The organism is Modestobacter sp. VKM Ac-2984 (genome assembly GCF_026967985.1).
Lineage (GTDB): Bacteria > Actinomycetota > Actinomycetes > Mycobacteriales > Geodermatophilaceae > Modestobacter.
The window spans coordinates 242,139-256,388 of record NZ_JAPVBJ010000005.1 but is presented as its reverse complement, the minus strand read 5'-3'; the positions used below and the strand labels follow the sequence as shown (position 1 = coordinate 256,388).

Below are 14,250 nucleotides of genomic sequence, written 5' to 3'. Positions count from 1 at the left end.
TCTCGGGTGCCGGGGCGATCAGGCGGCGAGCTCGGCGGCGCGGCGGGCGGCGCCGTCCATGGTGTCGACCACGGTCACCAGGGGGTGGGCGGCCTCGGCGAGGATCCGCCGGCCCTCCTCCACGTTGTTGCCGTCCAGCCGCACGACCAGCGGCTTGGTGGCCTCGTCGCCGAGCAGGCCCAGCGCCGAGACGATGCCGTCGGCCACGGCGTCGCAGGCGGTGATCCCGCCGAAGACGTTCACGAAGACGCTCTTCACGGCCGGGTCGGACAGGATGACGCCCAGCCCGTCGGCCATCACCTGGGCGGAGGCGCCACCGCCGATGTCCAGGAAGTTGGCCGGGCGGACCCCGCCGAACTCCTCACCGGCGTAGGCGACGACGTCCAGCGTGCTCATGACCAGGCCGGCGCCGTTGCCGATGATGCCGACCTGACCGTCCAGCTTGACGTAGTTGAGGCCCTTCTCCTTGGCCGCGGCCTCCAGCGGGTCGGCGGCGGCGACGTCCTCGAGGGCGTCGTGCTCGCCGTGCCGGAAGGAGGCGTTCTCGTCCAGGGTGACCTTGGCGTCCAGGGCGAGCACGGTGCCGTCAGGCGCCTTGGCCAGCGGGTTGATCTCGACCAGGGTGGCGTCCTCCTTGCTGAAGACGTCCCACAGCTGGACGGCGATGGCGATCACCTGGTCGCGGACCTCGGCGGGGAAGCCGGCGGCGTCGACGATCTCGGCGGCCTTCTGCGCGTCGACCCCGACGCTGGCGTCGACGGGGATGCGGGCCAGCGCCTCCGGGCGCTCGACGGCGAGCGTCTCGATCTCCACGCCGCCCTCGACCGAGGCCATGGCCAGGAAGGTGCGGTTGGAGCGGTCGAGCAGGTAGGAGAAGTAGTACTCCTCGGCGATGTCGCTGGCCTGGGCCACCATCACCTTGTGGGTGATGTGCCCCTTGATGTCCAGCCCGAGGATGTCCTGCGCCCGCGCCTTGGCGGTCTCGGGGTCGTCGGCCAGCTTCACGCCGCCGGCCTTGCCGCGGCCGCCGACCTTCACCTGCGCCTTCACGACGACCGGGGCGGAGATCTCGCGAGCGATCGCCTCCGCCTCCTCGGGCGTCTCGGCGACGCCGCCGGGGAGCACGGGCACGCCGTGCGAGGCCAACAGGTCACGGGCCTGGTACTCGAAGAGATCCACGAGCAAGGACCGTAGCCCGCCCTGGTCCGCCTCGCGTCACCTGCCCTCCGTCCGAGGGGGACGTCTCACCCGTCTCTTCCGCCCAGCGGGACCAGGGAGGGGTCAGGCCCCGGCCGTGGCACCCACGTGGTCCCGGACCCAGCCCACGATCTCCTCGGTGCTCGCACCGGGGGTGAAGACCCGGGCCACGCCCAGCCGGGACAGCTCGGGCAGGTCGGCCTCGGGGATGATCCCGCCACCGAAGACGACGACGTCGTCGACCTCCCGCTCGCGGAGCAGCTCGGCGAGCCGCCGGAACAGCGTCATGTGGGCGCCGGAGAGCACCGAGAGCCCGACGGCGTCGGCGTCCTCCTGGATGACGGTGTCCACGATCTGTTCTGGCGTCTGGTGCAGCCCGGTGTAGACGACCTCCATGCCCGCGTCGCGGAGCGCGCGGGCGACGATCTTGGCGCCGCGGTCATGGCCGTCGAGGCCCGGCTTGGCGATCACGACACGAATGCGCTCGGCTGCCACGCCGGCGACTCTAGGGGCGGCAGGGTGTCCTACGTCACCCCTGAGCGGGCGAACCGCGCCGCCAGCGCCAGGCCAGGAGCGTGAGCCCCACCGCCCCGAGCGCCAGCACCAGCAGACCGATGCCCGGGACGGTCCACTCCAGGTCCGGGCTGGACCACGCGCCGCGGAGCCCGCCCAGGGCGCTGTCCAGCAGGAAGACGGCGACGGCGAGCAGCCCGCCGACGGCGGCGAGCCGGGGCCGCAGCGACGGTGCGACGACGGCGGAGAGCACGAGCGCACCCGCGAGCAGCAACCCGCCCAGCAGGGCCAGCCCAGGTCGCTCCAGCAGCGCCTGCGGCCCCTCCTGGTCCACGACGACCTCCAGCCCGCTCCGCGGGTCGGTCACCACCTCGTCCGGGACGTCGGCCGCCGGCAGCGCGAGGGCGAGCACCGCCGCCACGCCGAGGAGCACCGCTACCCCGGCGAGCACCGGACGCAGCGGGTCCAGACCGCCGCCGTCCTCCATCACCGTGCGACCCCAGGCGGCGAAGGCGGTCAGCCCGGCGAGGACGGCGAGGCCCAGGGCGACGACGCCGAGCACCCAGCCGGCGCCGACCTCCACCGAGCTGGTGAGCACCAGCTCGCCGGCCAGCACCTCGACCGCCGGACGGGTGGTCGATCCCTGTCCACGATGGAGCTCGATGAGGAGCCGGCCGACCGCCAGCGCGCCGGTGACCGCTGCATAGGCCAGGCCGAACCGCGGCACGCGCCCGAGGAGCAGCCCGGCACCGACCGCGACCGAGGCGACCGGTGCGACGAGGGCCACGACGGCGTCCAGGGCGCCCTGCACCGGGCTCACCGCCGTCCCCCCGACCACCAGGTAGGTCGGGAAGGCCGCCGCTGCGCCGGCCAGCCCGGCGAGCAGGAGGAGCAACCCGCAGGCCCGGGCCAGCACCGGGACCTGCCCGACGACGAGCCGGTCGGAGGCGGCGGCGGACGGCGAGGTCGCACCGGCCCGGAGACCTCCCGTGCGACGGGCCGCGGGGCTGCGCGCCGCACCGGGCCGGCCTGGCGTGCCGGTGCGGTCGGGGGCGCGGTCACGGGCGGGCACTGGGGGTCTCCTCGGGATCAGGCTGTCTGGCCACGGACGCGTGTCGTGTGTCGGTTGTATGACTTTCAACACAACGGGGCATTACGGTCCCCTGAACCGAGCACACCACTGTCCATGGCGCGCCGCCCGGCGCGGTGCCGGGACGGACGGGAGGGAGAACGGCGTGCAGGTACCCGTTCTGCCCTCCGTACCAGCCTGGCACGCCCCGCACTCCGCGGCAGGCAGCGACGTCCCGCCGGCGAACGCCCGGCGCACCGGCCTCCGCCGGCTGGTCTCCCCGGCCGCGATCACCGGCAGCCTCACCGAGCTGGCCTGGGTGGGGGCACACACGCTGCTCTACCCACTCGGCACCCGCACCGAGCGGTTGCGCCCCGACGGGAGCTACCGCCCCCGCCCGCAGCCGGCCGCCGTCCGCGCCCTGTTCGCCGCCGACCCCCTGGCCGCCCGCATCCCCGTGGTCCTGGTCCACGGGCTGGTCGACAACCGGTCGGTGTTCACGGTGATGCGCCGGGGTCTCCGACGACGCGGCTTCGCCCAGGTCTGCACGTGGAACTACAGCCCGTTGCTGCGCGACGTGGAGAGCGCCGCCGAGGCGCTGGGCCAGCACATCGAGGAGGTCTGCCGGGCCACCGGTCACGACCGGGTGCACGTGGTGGGCCACAGCCTCGGCGGGCTCGTCGCCCGGTACCTCGTGCAGCGCCTGGGCGGTGATGCGCGGGTGGAGTCGCTGGTCACCCTCGGGACGCCGCACGGTGGGAGCCGGTGGGCGCACGTCCTGCCCACCCGCCTGGTGCGCCAGCTCCGACCGGGGTCGGCGTTGTTCCAGGAGCTCGCCGCGCCGGCGCCGGAGTGCCGGACCCGGGTGACGGCGGTCTACAGCGACCTCGACCAGATGGTCGTGCCGTCGTCGGCCGGGCGCTGCGACCACCCCGACCTCCAGGCCCGCAACGTCCTCGTGCCGGGCGTGGGCCACATGTCGCTGCCCATCCACCGGGGTGTGGTGGACGAGGTCGCCGCGACCCTGGCCGGCCTGCGGACCGCGACCGACGACATCCCCGTCGCCGCTGCCTGACCACATGTCGACACCTGCCAACTGCGGGTGTCGTCACTCATAGCACTGCTCCACGACACGCGCAGTCAGGTCGTTGGTGGCTCCTGGCCCCCTCCGTAGCGTCGCGAATGACACCGATGGGATCTCCGTCGGCGTCATCGAAACCGCAGTGCCAGCACCAGCCGCTCCCTGCGGCCGGCTGGTGCCCGACGACGCCCGGCTGCCCGCGGCGTGCTGCCCGGGAAGGTGCCCGTTGTCCCGTCTGCGAGAACTCGTCGGCCGCACGCAGTCCGAGGTCGTCCCTGCCGCTGCCCTCACCGGCACGTCCGGCGACTGGAGCGACGAGTTCGACGACGACTGGGACTGGGACCGCGAGTGGGCGGCCACCCAGGAGACCGACCCCGGCACCGCCACCGGCACCCCGGCCGGACCCGCGGAGACCCCACCGAGCTCAGCGGGCGCGGCCCCGCAGCGCCGCGTCCCCCGCCCGCCGCGGCGCCGGGCACCGCTGCTGCTCGCCGTCGCCGTCGTCGGCGCCCTGGCGACCTCGCTGATGGGCGGCCTCGGCGAGCCGACACCCGCCCCGGTGGCCTCCGGGGTGGACTACGGGCTGGGCCTGACCGATGCCAGCTTCGCCGGCGGCGTGGACGTGGAGGGCGTGCGCGGGGAGATCAGCCAGGTGGAGGCCCAGGCCCGGCTGAGCGAGATCGCCGCATCCCGGGCCGCCCGCGAGCCGGACTTCGTCGTGCCCACCGCCGGCCGGATGACCACGTGCTTCTGCCAGCGCTGGGGCACCATGCACTGGGGCCTCGACCTCGCCGCCCCGCTCGGCACGCCGATCTTCGCCGCGGCGGACGGGGTCGTGCTGCGCGCCGGCCCCGCGTCCGGCTACGGCAACGCCGTCTACATCCAGGACGCCGACGGGAACGTCCAGATCTACGGGCACATGCGCTACTACGACGTGGCCGCCGGCGACGTCGTCTCGGCGGGTCAGCAGATCGCCAAGGTCGGCAACCAGGGCCAGTCGACCGGGCCGCACCTGCACTTCGAGATCCACCGCGGTGGGATGAACGGCAAGCCGATCGACCCGGAGGCCTGGCTCGCCGAGCGGGGCGTCTCCGTCGGCTGACCCAGGTCGGGGCCCCGGCAGACTGGCCCGGTGACCTCCGCCGACCCGCCGTCCGTGCGGCTGGTCCAGCTCTCGGCTGCGGCGTTCACCGCCCTGGCCGCCGGTGATCTCGCCACGGCCGACGAACTCAGCCCCGTGCCGCTGACCGGGTACTTCGCCGGCCCGGACTGGGCGTCCGTGTGGCGCCGGCGCGCCGCACAGTTGACCACCCAGCCCGGGGACGCCGGCTGGATCACCCGGGTCATCTGGGACCCCACCCGTCGGGCGGCAGTCGGACGGGCAGGTTTCCACGGCTCACCCGACGGCGACGGCATGGTGGAGATCGGGTACGCCGTGGCACCCGCATGGCGCCGGCGGGGCTACGCCCGGGCCGCCTTCGAACAGTTGCTCAGCCGCGCACGGGCGGAGCCCGCGGTCCGCACCGTCCGGGTGACGATCAGCCCGACCAACACCGCGTCCCAGGCCCTCGCGCTGCCCTACGGCTTCGTGCTGGTCGGTGAGCAGGAGGACGACGAGGACGGTCTCGAGCTGGTCTACGAGCTCGCCACCGACCAGCTCAGAGCTTGACCAGCGGGGCGTAGCGGAGCACGAGGCGCTTGGTGCCACCGGAGCCGAAGTCGACCGTGGCCTGCGCCTTGTCGCCGGCGCCGTTGATCTCGACCACCGTGCCGAGCCCGAAGGCGTCGTGGCTGACCCGGTCGCCGACGTCGACGCTGATCACTGCCCGGTTGCCGGCACCGCCGCGGAGCCCCCCGGTGGACAGGCCCGTCGAGGCGACCCGCGCCTGCGCCGAGCTCATCGGCTTGCTGGGGGCCGGCTCCAGCCGCTCCCAGTGGACGGCGTCGGTCGGCAGCTCGTCGAGGAACCGGGACGGCGGGTTGTAGGCCGGCTGCCCCCAGTTGGTGCGCACGGTGGCGCGGGACAGGAACAGCCGCTGCCGCGCCCGGGTGATGCCCACGTAGGCCAGCCGCCGCTCCTCCTCCAGCTCCCGCGGGTCACCGAGGGCCCGCAGGTGCGGGAAGACGCCGTCCTCCAGGCCGGTGAGGAAGACCACCGGGAACTCCAGGCCCTTGGCGGTGTGCAGGGTCATCAAGGTCACCACGCCGGCCTCGTCGCCGCTGACCGGGATCTGGTCGGCGTCGGCGACCAGCGAGACCTGCTCGAGGAACTCGGTGACCGTGCCCCCGGGGTTCGCCGCCTCGAACTCGGCGGCCACCGAGATCAGCTCGTTGAGGTTGTCGACCCGCCCCTCGTCCTGCGGGTCGGTGCTGGCCTCGAGCTCGGCCAGGTAGCCGGTGCGGTCCAACACGCTCTCCAGCAGGGCCGCCGGGCCCGAACCGGTCTCGACCAGCTGCTCGAACTCCTCCAGCAGGGCGACGAACTCCTGGATCGCCTTGAGCGAGCGGGTGGCCAGGTCACCGACCTCCGAGCACCGGCGCAGCGCGCTGGCGAACGGGATCCGCTCGCGGTCGGCGAACCGCTCGACGCACGCCTCGGCCCGCTCGCCGATGCCCCGCTTGGGGGTGTTGAGCACCCGGCGCAGGCTGACCACGTCGGCCGGGTTGGCGATCACCTTGAGGTAGGCGACCGCGTCCCGGACCTCCCGGCGCTCGTAGAAGCGCACCCCGCCGACGACCTTGTAGGGCATGCCGACCCGGATGAACACCTCCTCGAAGACACGGGAGGCGTTGTTGGTGCGGTAGAAGATCGCGATGTCGGCCGGCCGGGCCGTGCCCTCGTCGGTGAGCGCGTCGATCTGCTCGGCGACCCAGGCGGCCTCGTCGTGCTCGTTGTCGGCGACGTAGCCCTCGATCAGCTCGCCGTCACCGGCGTCGGACCACAGGTTCTTCGGCCGACGGGCGGTGTTTCGGGCGATCACCTGGTTGGCCGCGCGCAGGATGCGCTGGGTGGAGCGGTAGTTCTGCTCCAGCACGATGGTGGTGGCGTCGGGGTAGTCGCGTTCGAACTCGTCGATGTTGCGGATCGTCGCGCCGCGGAAGGCGTAGATCGACTGGTCGGCGTCGCCGACGACGCACAGCTCGGCCGGCGGCACCGGGCCACCGTGCGTGCCGACCAGTTCGCGGACCAGCACGTACTGGGCGTGGTTGGTGTCCTGGTACTCGTCGACCAGCACGTGCCGGAACCGGCGGCGGTAGTGCTCGGCCACGTCGGGGAAGGCCTGGAGCAGGTGCACCGTGGTCATGATCAGGTCGTCGAAGTCCATGGCGTGCGCCTCGCGCAGCCGCCGCTGGTAGAGGGTGTACGCCTCCTTCAGCACCTTCTCCGGTGCCGTCTGCGGGGCGTAGGACTCCTCGTCGACCAGCTCGTTCTTCAGGTTCGACACCTGGTTGGCCAGGCTGCGGCCGGGATACCGCTTGGCGTCGAGGTCCAGGTCGCGGGCGACCATCGTCATCAGCCGGACCGAGTCGCCCTGGTCGTAGATGGTGAACGAGCTCTTCATGCCCAGCTTGCCGGCCTCGGCCCGCAGGATGCGCACGCACATGGAGTGGAACGTGGACACCCACATGGCCCGGGCCCGCGGACCGACCAGCGCGGCGACGCGCTCCTTCATCTCCCCGGCGGCCTTGTTGGTGAAGGTGATCGCCATGATCTCGCCGGGCTGCACGCCGCGGGCGCCGAGCAGGTAGGCGATGCGGTGGGTGAGCACGCGCGTCTTGCCGGAGCCGGCGCCGGCGACGATGAGCAGCGGACTGCCCTCGTGCACCGTGGCCTCGCGCTGCGGGCCGTTCAGGCCGGCGAGCATCCGGTCCAGCTCGCGGCCGGTCTGGCCGGAGGTGTGCCGGGGGAGCGCGGCGGTGCCGGGGAGGGTGTGCTGGGGGCTGCTCATGACCCCGCCACTCTAAGCCGGGACACCGACGACTCCGGGCGGCCCGCGTGTCGGCGGGGTGGTCGGCGGCGTGATCGGCGATGGCCCAGGACCGTGGGCTGTGGCACACTCCTGGACGTGCTCAGCCCCCGAGAGTTTTCCTACGGCCACCGGGTTCCGGTGTCCGTCTCGGCTGGCTGAACCGCCACCGCACACGACGCCCCGGGCCCACGGCCCCGGGGCGTTTTTCCGTCTCTGGGGTCCCGACGGCCTCCTGCACCCCGGAGGAACCGATGAGCACCGCCCTCTCCCCCACCACCGACAGCTCGGCCGCCGAGACCGCGGCGCGGATCGACGCGCTGCGCGGTGAGATCGACGCCTGCGACGCCGAGATCATCGCGCTCGTGCGGCGCCGGCTGGCCATCTCCCAGGAGATCGGCTCGCTGCGCACCGCGAGCGGTGGCATGCGGCTGTCGCTCTCCCGCGAGCAGCGGGTGCTCTCCCGCTTCCGCGACGCCCTCGGCCCGGACGGCTCGACCCTCGGGATGATGCTGCTGCGCCAGGGCCGCGGCCGGCTCTGACGCCGTCCTCCTCGCCCATCCGCGGTGCGGTCGAGGGCGGATGTCACGTCTGCGGGCGCCGTCCCGTCTCCATGGGCACCAGCCGATGGAGAGGACGACGGACATGACCACCGACACCGCCCGCATCCCGCTCGACCCGCCCCGCACCCCGCTGACCCGGGTGGCGGAATGGTGGTCCCGCCGCACCTACGGGGCGGTGCTCGACCCGGGCGCGGCGATGGCGCACCACCCGCGCGTGCTGCTCAGCCAGGTCCGCCACGAGAAGAGCGTGGCCCGGTGGCGCCGGCTGGACCCGACGCTCAAGGCGCTGGCGGTGATGTCCTCGGCGGCCACCATCGGCTGTTCCTGGTGCCTGGACTTCGGCTTCTGGGAGAGCAGCCGGCGCGGGGTGGAGCCGGCCAAGCTGCGCGACGTCCCGCGGTGGCGGGACAGCCAGGTGTACAGCGACCTGGAACGACGGGTGATGGGCTACGCGGAGGCCATGACGGCCACCCCACCGCAGGTGACCGACGAGATGGTCGCGGACCTGCGGCGCGATCTGGACGACGCCCAGCTGGTGGAGCTGACGATGATGATCTCCGTGGAGAACTCCCGCTCGCGGACCAACGCCGCCCTCGGGCTGACCAGCCAGGGCTTCCGGGAACGGTGCGAGGTGCCGGGCCGGTGAACGCCGCCGCCGACCTGTTCGCCGACCACCGCCGACTGCTGTTCTCCGTCGCCTACCAGCTGCTGGGCAGCGTGGCCGACGCCGAGGACGCCGTGCAGGACGCATGGCTGCGCTGGTCGGCGGCCGACCGGACCGACGTCACCGACCCGCGGGCCTACCTGGTGCAGGTCACCACCCGGCTGGCGCTCGACCGGCTCCGCTCCGCCCGCGTCCGGCGGGAGAGCTACGTCGGGCCGTGGCTGCCCGAGCCGCTGCTCACCGGGGGAGACCGGGTCGCCGCGGCACCCGGCCCGGCCGACCCGAGCGAGGTGGCCGAGACCGGGGAGGCGGTCTCCCTGGCGCTGCTGGTCGTGCTGGAGACCCTCTCCCCCGCCGAGCGTGCGGTCTTCGTGCTCCGCGAGGTCTTCGCCCTGCCGGTGGCCGAGGTCGCGGCCGCGCTGGGCCGCAGCGAGTCCGCCGTCCGGCAGATGGCGCACCGGGCACGGGAGCACGTGCAGGCCCGCCGTCCCCGGTTCGACACCGACCGCCGTGCCCAGCGGGAGGTGACCGACCGCTTCCTGGCGGCCTGCGCCGGCGGTGACGTCGACGCGCTGCTGGCGGCGCTGGCCCCCGACGTCGTGCTGGTCACCGACGGCGGCGGCAAGGCGAAGGCGGCGCTGCGGCCGATCTCCGGCGCGGAGAAGGTCAGCCGGTTCCTGGTCGGGATCGCCGCGCAGGCCACGGACGTGCCCGACCTGCGGATCGAGGTCGTGGAGGTCAACGGCACTCCGGCGATCGTGGGCTGGAGCGGCGCCGAGCCGTTCCTGACCATGTCGCTCGTCGTCGCCGACGGGCTCATCGAGCAGGTGCTGGTCGTCCGCAACCCCGACAAGCTGCAGGGCCTGGCCGGACGCCCGGGCGCCGCGACCTAGGCTCGCCCGCGTGATGCCGCTGCCCGAGGCCCCTGCCCCGTTCGTCGAGCGCGCCCTGTGCGTGCTCGCCCACCCCGACGACGTCGACTTCGGCAGCTCGGGCACGGTGGCCGGCTGGACGGCGGCGGGCACCGAGGTCACCTACTGCATCGTCACCGACGGGGACGCCGGTGGCTTCGACGAGACCCCGCGCGAGGAGATGGGGCCGCTGCGCCGGGCCGAGCAGCGTGCCGCCGCAGCCGCGGTCGGGGTCACCGACGTCCGCTTCCTCGGGTACCCGGACGGGCGGCTGGAGCCGACCCTGGACCTGCGCCGGGACATCAGCCGGGTGATCCGGCAGGTGCGCCCGCAGCGCGTCCTGACCAGCTCGCCCGAGCGGTTCTGGGAGCGGATCGGCGCCAGCCACCCCGACCACATGACCGTGGGCGAGTCCACGCTGCGGGCGGTCTACCCCGACGCCCGCAACCCCTTCGCCTTCCCCGAGCTGCTGGCCGACGAGGCCCTGGAGGCCTGGACGGTGTCGGAGGTGTGGCTGGGCGGCGGCCCCCGCTCGGACCACGCCGTGGACGTGACCGACGTGCTGGACCACAAGCTCGCCGCGCTGCGCTCGCACGTCAGCCAGGTCTCGCACTGGCCCGAGGGGCAGATGGAGGAGTTCCTGACCGGCTGGATGCGGCAGAACGCGCGCACCCACGGCCTGCCCGACGGGCACCTCGCCGAAGCGTTCCAGGTCGTGTACACAGCGTGATGGACATTCGTCCCGACACCGGCCCGGAACGCTGCGGTCCTCCCGCCGCACAGCCGTAACACAGCTCACGTAGACCTCTCCCGGTCCGCTCACCAGCACCGGGAGAACACGATGACCGACGCACCGCACGAGGGTCCGGAGCCGGCGACTGCCGCTGCACTGCTGGAGCGCGGGCTCGGCCGCCGCGCCTTCGTCCAGGCCGCCCTGGCCACCGGCGTCGTCATGGCGACCGGTGTCGCCACCGCATCGCCGGCCGCGGCCACCGGTGGGCGCCGGACCCGGCTGCCCGGGCAGGTCCTGCAGCCCGGCACCGGTCCCATCGACGGGGACGTGTACCTCCCCTCACGGCCCGACGAGGTGCTCTGGGGCTACCTGCCGCGCACCACCGACGCACCGGTCGTCCGGATGCGCTCCGGGCAGACGATCACCATCGACACGGTGAGCCACGAGGGGCTGCTCGAGGACCAGGGTCGTGATCCGGCGGGGTGGTTCGCCGGTCAGGGCGTGCCCCGCGAGCAGGTGCTGGACGACGCCGTCGCCATCGCCGCCGACTACAGCCGGCACCCGCGCGACTTCGACGCCGACGGGCCACACGTCGTCACCGGTCCGGTGCACGTCGAGGGCGCCCGTCCCGGTGACGTGCTCAAGATCGAGCCCCTCTCGGCGATGCCGCGGGTGCCCTACGGCGTCATCTCCAGCCGACACGGCAAGGGGGCGCTCGCCGTCCAGTTCGCCCCCGACAACGGGATCAGCCCCGCCGAGGCGATGCCACGGACGCCGGACGGCCGGGCCACGGGAGACCCGCTGCAGTACGGCAACGTCTCGGTCTTCACCCCGGTCCGCCGGGGTCGTCGGGGGGTGCCCACCGCGCACCTCCCGGTGGGCACCAGCGGCGAGGTCAGCTGGCCGCTGGACCCGTTCGCCGGGCTGATGGCGGTCGCCACCGTCGGAGACGCCCCGCAGCTCAACGACCCGCTGGTGAACTCGATCCCGCCGACCCTCGGCGGCGGCAACATCGACGTCAAGCACCTGAACGTCGGCTCTGCCTTCTACGTGCCGGTGGTCGCCGAGGGGGCGTTGTTCTCCACCGGCGACCCGCACATGTCGATGGGCAACGGCGAGGTGGCCCTGACCGCGATGGAGGGGTCGCTCCGGATCACCTACCGGCTCACCGTCTGCCGTCCGGGCGCGGGCGACGCACCGTCGGTGGCCTTCCGGTACCCCTTCGGGGAGACGCCGGACGCCTGGGTGCCGATCGGGTTGTCCGACCCGGACGGCTCCCGCAACGGGCAGGGCAGTGACCTGGACGTCGCCAGCCGGCGGGCCGTGGTCAACGCGCTGGACTTCCTGGAGAACGACCTGGGGATGGACCGGGCGGTCGCCTACGCCTACCTGTCCGCGGCCGCGGACTTCGAGGTGTCCCAGGTGGTGGACCGCACCGTCGGCGTGCACGGCCTGATCCCGAAGAGCCACTTCTGCTGACCGAGGACCGCCTCCTCCCCCGGGCTGCGAGGCACGGGGAGGAGGTGGTCCTCCGTCAGAGCAGCCGGTTGGTGGCCGCCCAGCGGGTGAGCTCGTTGCGGTTGGACAGCTGCAGCTTGCGCAGCACGTTGGAGGCGTGGGACTCCACCGTCTTCACCGAGATGAACAGCCGCCCGCCGATCTCCCGGTAGGTGTAGCCGCGGGCCAGCAGCTGCATCACCTCCCGCTCGCGGGCGGACAGCAGGTCCAGGCCCGGGTCGGTGGCCGGGTCGTCGGCGGGCACGGGTGCGGCGGGGCCGGCGGAGAAGGCGTCGAGCACGAACCCGGCCAGCCGCGGGCTGAACACGACGTCGTCCTCGGCGACCCGGCGGACGGCGTCCCGCAGGTCCGCCCCGGAGATCGTCTTGGTGACGTACCCCCGGGCCCCGGCCCGGATGACGGCGATGACGTCCTCGGCGGCGTCGGAGACCGACAGCGCCAGCCAGCGGGTCGCGGGCAGTTCGGCGCGCAGCGACTCCAGGACGGCGTGGCCCCCGCCGCCGGGCAGGTGCACGTCGAGCAGGACGACGTCCGGCGTGCTGGCCCGGATGCCGGCCACCGCGGTCGGGACGTCGGCTGCCTCGCCGACCACCTCGACCTCCTCGCCCAGCTCGGCGCGCACCCCGGCGCGGACCATCGCGTGGTCGTCGACCAGGAAGACCCGGGTGCGCCCCGTCGCGGCCGTCATGCCGGCGCCTCCGTCCGCTCGCGCGGCAGGCAGAGCTCCACCTCGGTCCCCTCTCCCGGTGCGGATCGCACCGTCGCCGTGCCGCCCAGTCGGGTCAGCCGTCCCACCACCGAGTCGCGCAGCCCGCGCCGGTCGCCCGGCACGCCAGCCGGGTCGAACCCGGTGCCGCGGTCCCGGACGAACACGGTCACCGCGCCCGGCGTCACCTCGCTGTACAGCGAGACGGACGGTGCACCGGAGTGCTTCGCGGCGTTGACCACCGCCTCCCGGGCGGCCTGACCGAGGGTGGCCACCGCGTCGTCGACGGGCAGGTCCCCGACGACGACCGGGTCGACGGTGACGGCGTGGTCGGCCTCCACCTCGGCCACCAGCCGGGCGACCAGCCCGGCCCAGGTGCCGCCGGTGGCGACGGTCGGCTCGTACAGCCACGCCCGCAGTTCCCGCTCCTGGCTGCGGGCCAGCCGGCCCACCACCGTGGGGTCGGCCGCGTGCCGCTGGATCAACGCGAGGGTCTGCAGCACCGAGTCGTGCAAGTGGGCGGCGACCGCGGCGCGCTCCTCCGACCGGATCCGGGCGGCCCGCTCGGTCGCGCGCTGGTCCAGCAGCCGGCGCCACAGCGGGGCGGTCGCCAGCGCCACGCCGACCAGGATCACCACGGTGGCGGTGAAGCCGTTGCGGGCGTTGGCCAGCTGGCCGGTGGTGGCCAGCAGCAGCACCACGCCGACGACGCCGACGACGACCCCGGCGGCCAGCCCCCAGCGGTTGCTGCGGCGGGAGAGCGAGGCGTCGGTGTCGGTCTGCCGCCAGATCACGGCCAGCCCGATCCCGGCGAGGACCAGCGGCAGGACGACGTCGTAGCCGCCGAAGGTGAGCAGCTGCGAGACCAGCCCGAAGACGACGAAGGACAGCAGGGCCAGCAGGATCAGCTGGCGCCGGCTGGGGCGCTCCCCGATCACGGCCGTGGTGGCACCCTCGCCGGAGGGGTCGGCGACCGGCATGGTCAGCCAGAGCAGCGCATAGGCGACGACGCCGACCCCGGTGAACGCCAGCCCGATCACGACGAACCGGACCACCAGCGGGTCCAGGCGCAGGTGCGCGGCCGTCCCGGCGACCACGCCGGCCAGCAGCCGCCCCGTGGCCGGCCGCACGAGCGGGGGCCGGGCCGGACGGTCACCGGGGAACCGGGCCGCGGACGGGGCGGGGTGCCCGGCCGTCGGCTCGGTGCTGGTGGTCACGGTGTCGATGGTGTCACCGCCGCCGCGCCCCGCACACCGGTGATCACCCGGAGGCAGGGCGGCCGGCCCGGATCAGGGTCGGTCCAGGGGGTTCCCTGATACCGCGGGGC

Annotated in this window: 14 protein-coding genes; 8 read left to right on the top strand and 6 right to left on the bottom strand. The window is 74.0% G+C overall.

Annotation, left to right across the window (positions count from 1 at the left end):
• Window positions 1-18 precede the first annotated feature (18 nt).
• From sucC to O2W16_RS12955, 3 genes are all read right to left on the bottom strand, one after another.
• The gene (gene sucC / locus O2W16_RS12965; protein ID WP_269159217.1) at window positions 19-1,179 is read right to left on the bottom strand and encodes an ADP-forming succinate--CoA ligase subunit beta; all 1,161 of its coding nucleotides are present in this window, start codon (window positions 1,177-1,179) and stop codon (window positions 19-21) included.
• Window positions 1,180-1,281: 102 nt separating this feature from the next.
• Window positions 1,282-1,692, bottom strand: a complete 411-nt coding sequence (locus O2W16_RS12960; RefSeq protein WP_269159216.1) for a cobalamin B12-binding domain-containing protein — start codon at window positions 1,690-1,692, stop codon at window positions 1,282-1,284.
• Between the two features lie 34 nt (window positions 1,693-1,726).
• On the bottom strand, window positions 1,727-2,782 hold the full coding sequence (locus O2W16_RS12955) for a hypothetical protein (RefSeq protein ID WP_269159215.1): 1,056 nt from the start codon (window positions 2,780-2,782) through the stop codon (window positions 1,727-1,729).
• A 163-nt stretch (window positions 2,783-2,945) separates the two neighbouring features.
• Here O2W16_RS12955 and O2W16_RS12950 point away from each other — a divergent pair, with 163 nt between their 5' ends.
• The 3 genes from O2W16_RS12950 to O2W16_RS12940 all read left to right on the top strand — a co-directional run bounded on the left by O2W16_RS12950 (window position 2,946) and on the right by O2W16_RS12940 (window position 5,529).
• Window positions 2,946-3,854 (top strand): esterase/lipase family protein, encoded by a 909-nt coding sequence (locus O2W16_RS12950; protein ID WP_269159214.1) that lies wholly within the window; start codon window positions 2,946-2,948, stop codon window positions 3,852-3,854.
• Window positions 3,855-4,086: 232 nt separating this feature from the next.
• Window positions 4,087-4,962: a M23 family metallopeptidase gene (locus tag O2W16_RS12945; RefSeq protein WP_269159213.1), complete on the top strand. Its 876-nt coding sequence runs from the start codon at window positions 4,087-4,089 to the stop codon at window positions 4,960-4,962.
• Window positions 4,963-4,992: 30 nt separating this feature from the next.
• The gene (locus tag O2W16_RS12940) at window positions 4,993-5,529 is read left to right on the top strand and encodes a GNAT family N-acetyltransferase (RefSeq protein WP_269159212.1); all 537 of its coding nucleotides are present in this window, start codon (window positions 4,993-4,995) and stop codon (window positions 5,527-5,529) included.
• Here the strand turns inward: O2W16_RS12940 and pcrA are convergent.
• Complete coding sequence (gene pcrA, locus O2W16_RS12935; protein ID WP_269159211.1) at window positions 5,519-7,810, bottom strand: DNA helicase PcrA; 2,292 nt, start codon at window positions 7,808-7,810, stop codon at window positions 5,519-5,521. The two genes, O2W16_RS12940 and pcrA, sit on opposite strands and share 11 nt — an antisense overlap.
• Before the next feature lie 272 nt (window positions 7,811-8,082).
• Between pcrA and O2W16_RS12930 the strand changes: the two genes are divergently transcribed.
• The 5 genes from O2W16_RS12930 (at window position 8,083) to O2W16_RS12910 (ending at window position 12,178) form a co-directional block, all read left to right on the top strand.
• Entirely contained in the window at window positions 8,083-8,370 is a 288-nt protein-coding gene (locus tag O2W16_RS12930; RefSeq protein ID WP_269159210.1) for a chorismate mutase, read from the top strand.
• 103 nt (window positions 8,371-8,473) lie between these two features.
• The gene (locus O2W16_RS12925; protein ID WP_269159209.1) at window positions 8,474-9,037 is read left to right on the top strand and encodes a carboxymuconolactone decarboxylase family protein; all 564 of its coding nucleotides are present in this window, start codon (window positions 8,474-8,476) and stop codon (window positions 9,035-9,037) included.
• Window positions 9,034-9,948 (top strand): RNA polymerase sigma factor SigJ, encoded by a 915-nt coding sequence (gene sigJ, locus O2W16_RS12920; RefSeq protein WP_269159208.1) that lies wholly within the window; start codon window positions 9,034-9,036, stop codon window positions 9,946-9,948. Before O2W16_RS12925 ends, sigJ begins: the two co-directional genes overlap by 4 nt.
• Before the next feature lie 13 nt (window positions 9,949-9,961).
• Complete coding sequence (locus O2W16_RS12915; protein ID WP_269159207.1) at window positions 9,962-10,696, top strand: PIG-L deacetylase family protein; 735 nt, start codon at window positions 9,962-9,964, stop codon at window positions 10,694-10,696.
• A gap of 111 nt (window positions 10,697-10,807) precedes the next feature.
• Window positions 10,808-12,178: an acetamidase/formamidase family protein gene (locus tag O2W16_RS12910; RefSeq protein WP_269159206.1), complete on the top strand. Its 1,371-nt coding sequence runs from the start codon at window positions 10,808-10,810 to the stop codon at window positions 12,176-12,178.
• Between the two features lie 55 nt (window positions 12,179-12,233).
• Here O2W16_RS12910 and O2W16_RS12905 read toward each other — a convergent pair whose 3' ends face one another.
• Window positions 12,234-12,905, bottom strand: a complete 672-nt coding sequence (locus O2W16_RS12905) for a response regulator (RefSeq protein WP_269159205.1) — start codon at window positions 12,903-12,905, stop codon at window positions 12,234-12,236.
• Window positions 12,902-14,140: an ATP-binding protein gene (locus O2W16_RS12900; protein ID WP_269159204.1), complete on the bottom strand. Its 1,239-nt coding sequence runs from the start codon at window positions 14,138-14,140 to the stop codon at window positions 12,902-12,904. The genes O2W16_RS12905 and O2W16_RS12900 overlap by 4 nt, the downstream gene beginning before the upstream one ends.
• Between the last annotated feature and the right edge of the window lie 110 nt (window positions 14,141-14,250).

Bases quoted from the DNA above. Each gene is read 5' to 3' on its own strand.
- O2W16_RS12915 (WP_269159207.1), top strand. From the start codon at position 9,962: ATGCCGCTGCCCGAGGCCCCTGCCCCGTTCGTCGAGCGCGCCCTGTGC.
- O2W16_RS12930 (WP_269159210.1), top strand. From the start codon at position 8,083: ATGAGCACCGCCCTCTCCCCCACCACCGACAGCTCGGCCGCCGAGACC.
- O2W16_RS12905 (WP_269159205.1), bottom strand. From the start codon at position 12,905: ATGACGGCCGCGACGGGGCGCACCCGGGTCTTCCTGGTCGACGACCAC.
- pcrA (WP_269159211.1), bottom strand. From the start codon at position 7,810: ATGAGCAGCCCCCAGCACACCCTCCCCGGCACCGCCGCGCTCCCCCGG.
- O2W16_RS12925 (WP_269159209.1), top strand. From the start codon at position 8,474: ATGACCACCGACACCGCCCGCATCCCGCTCGACCCGCCCCGCACCCCG.
- O2W16_RS12910 (WP_269159206.1), top strand. From the start codon at position 10,808: ATGACCGACGCACCGCACGAGGGTCCGGAGCCGGCGACTGCCGCTGCA.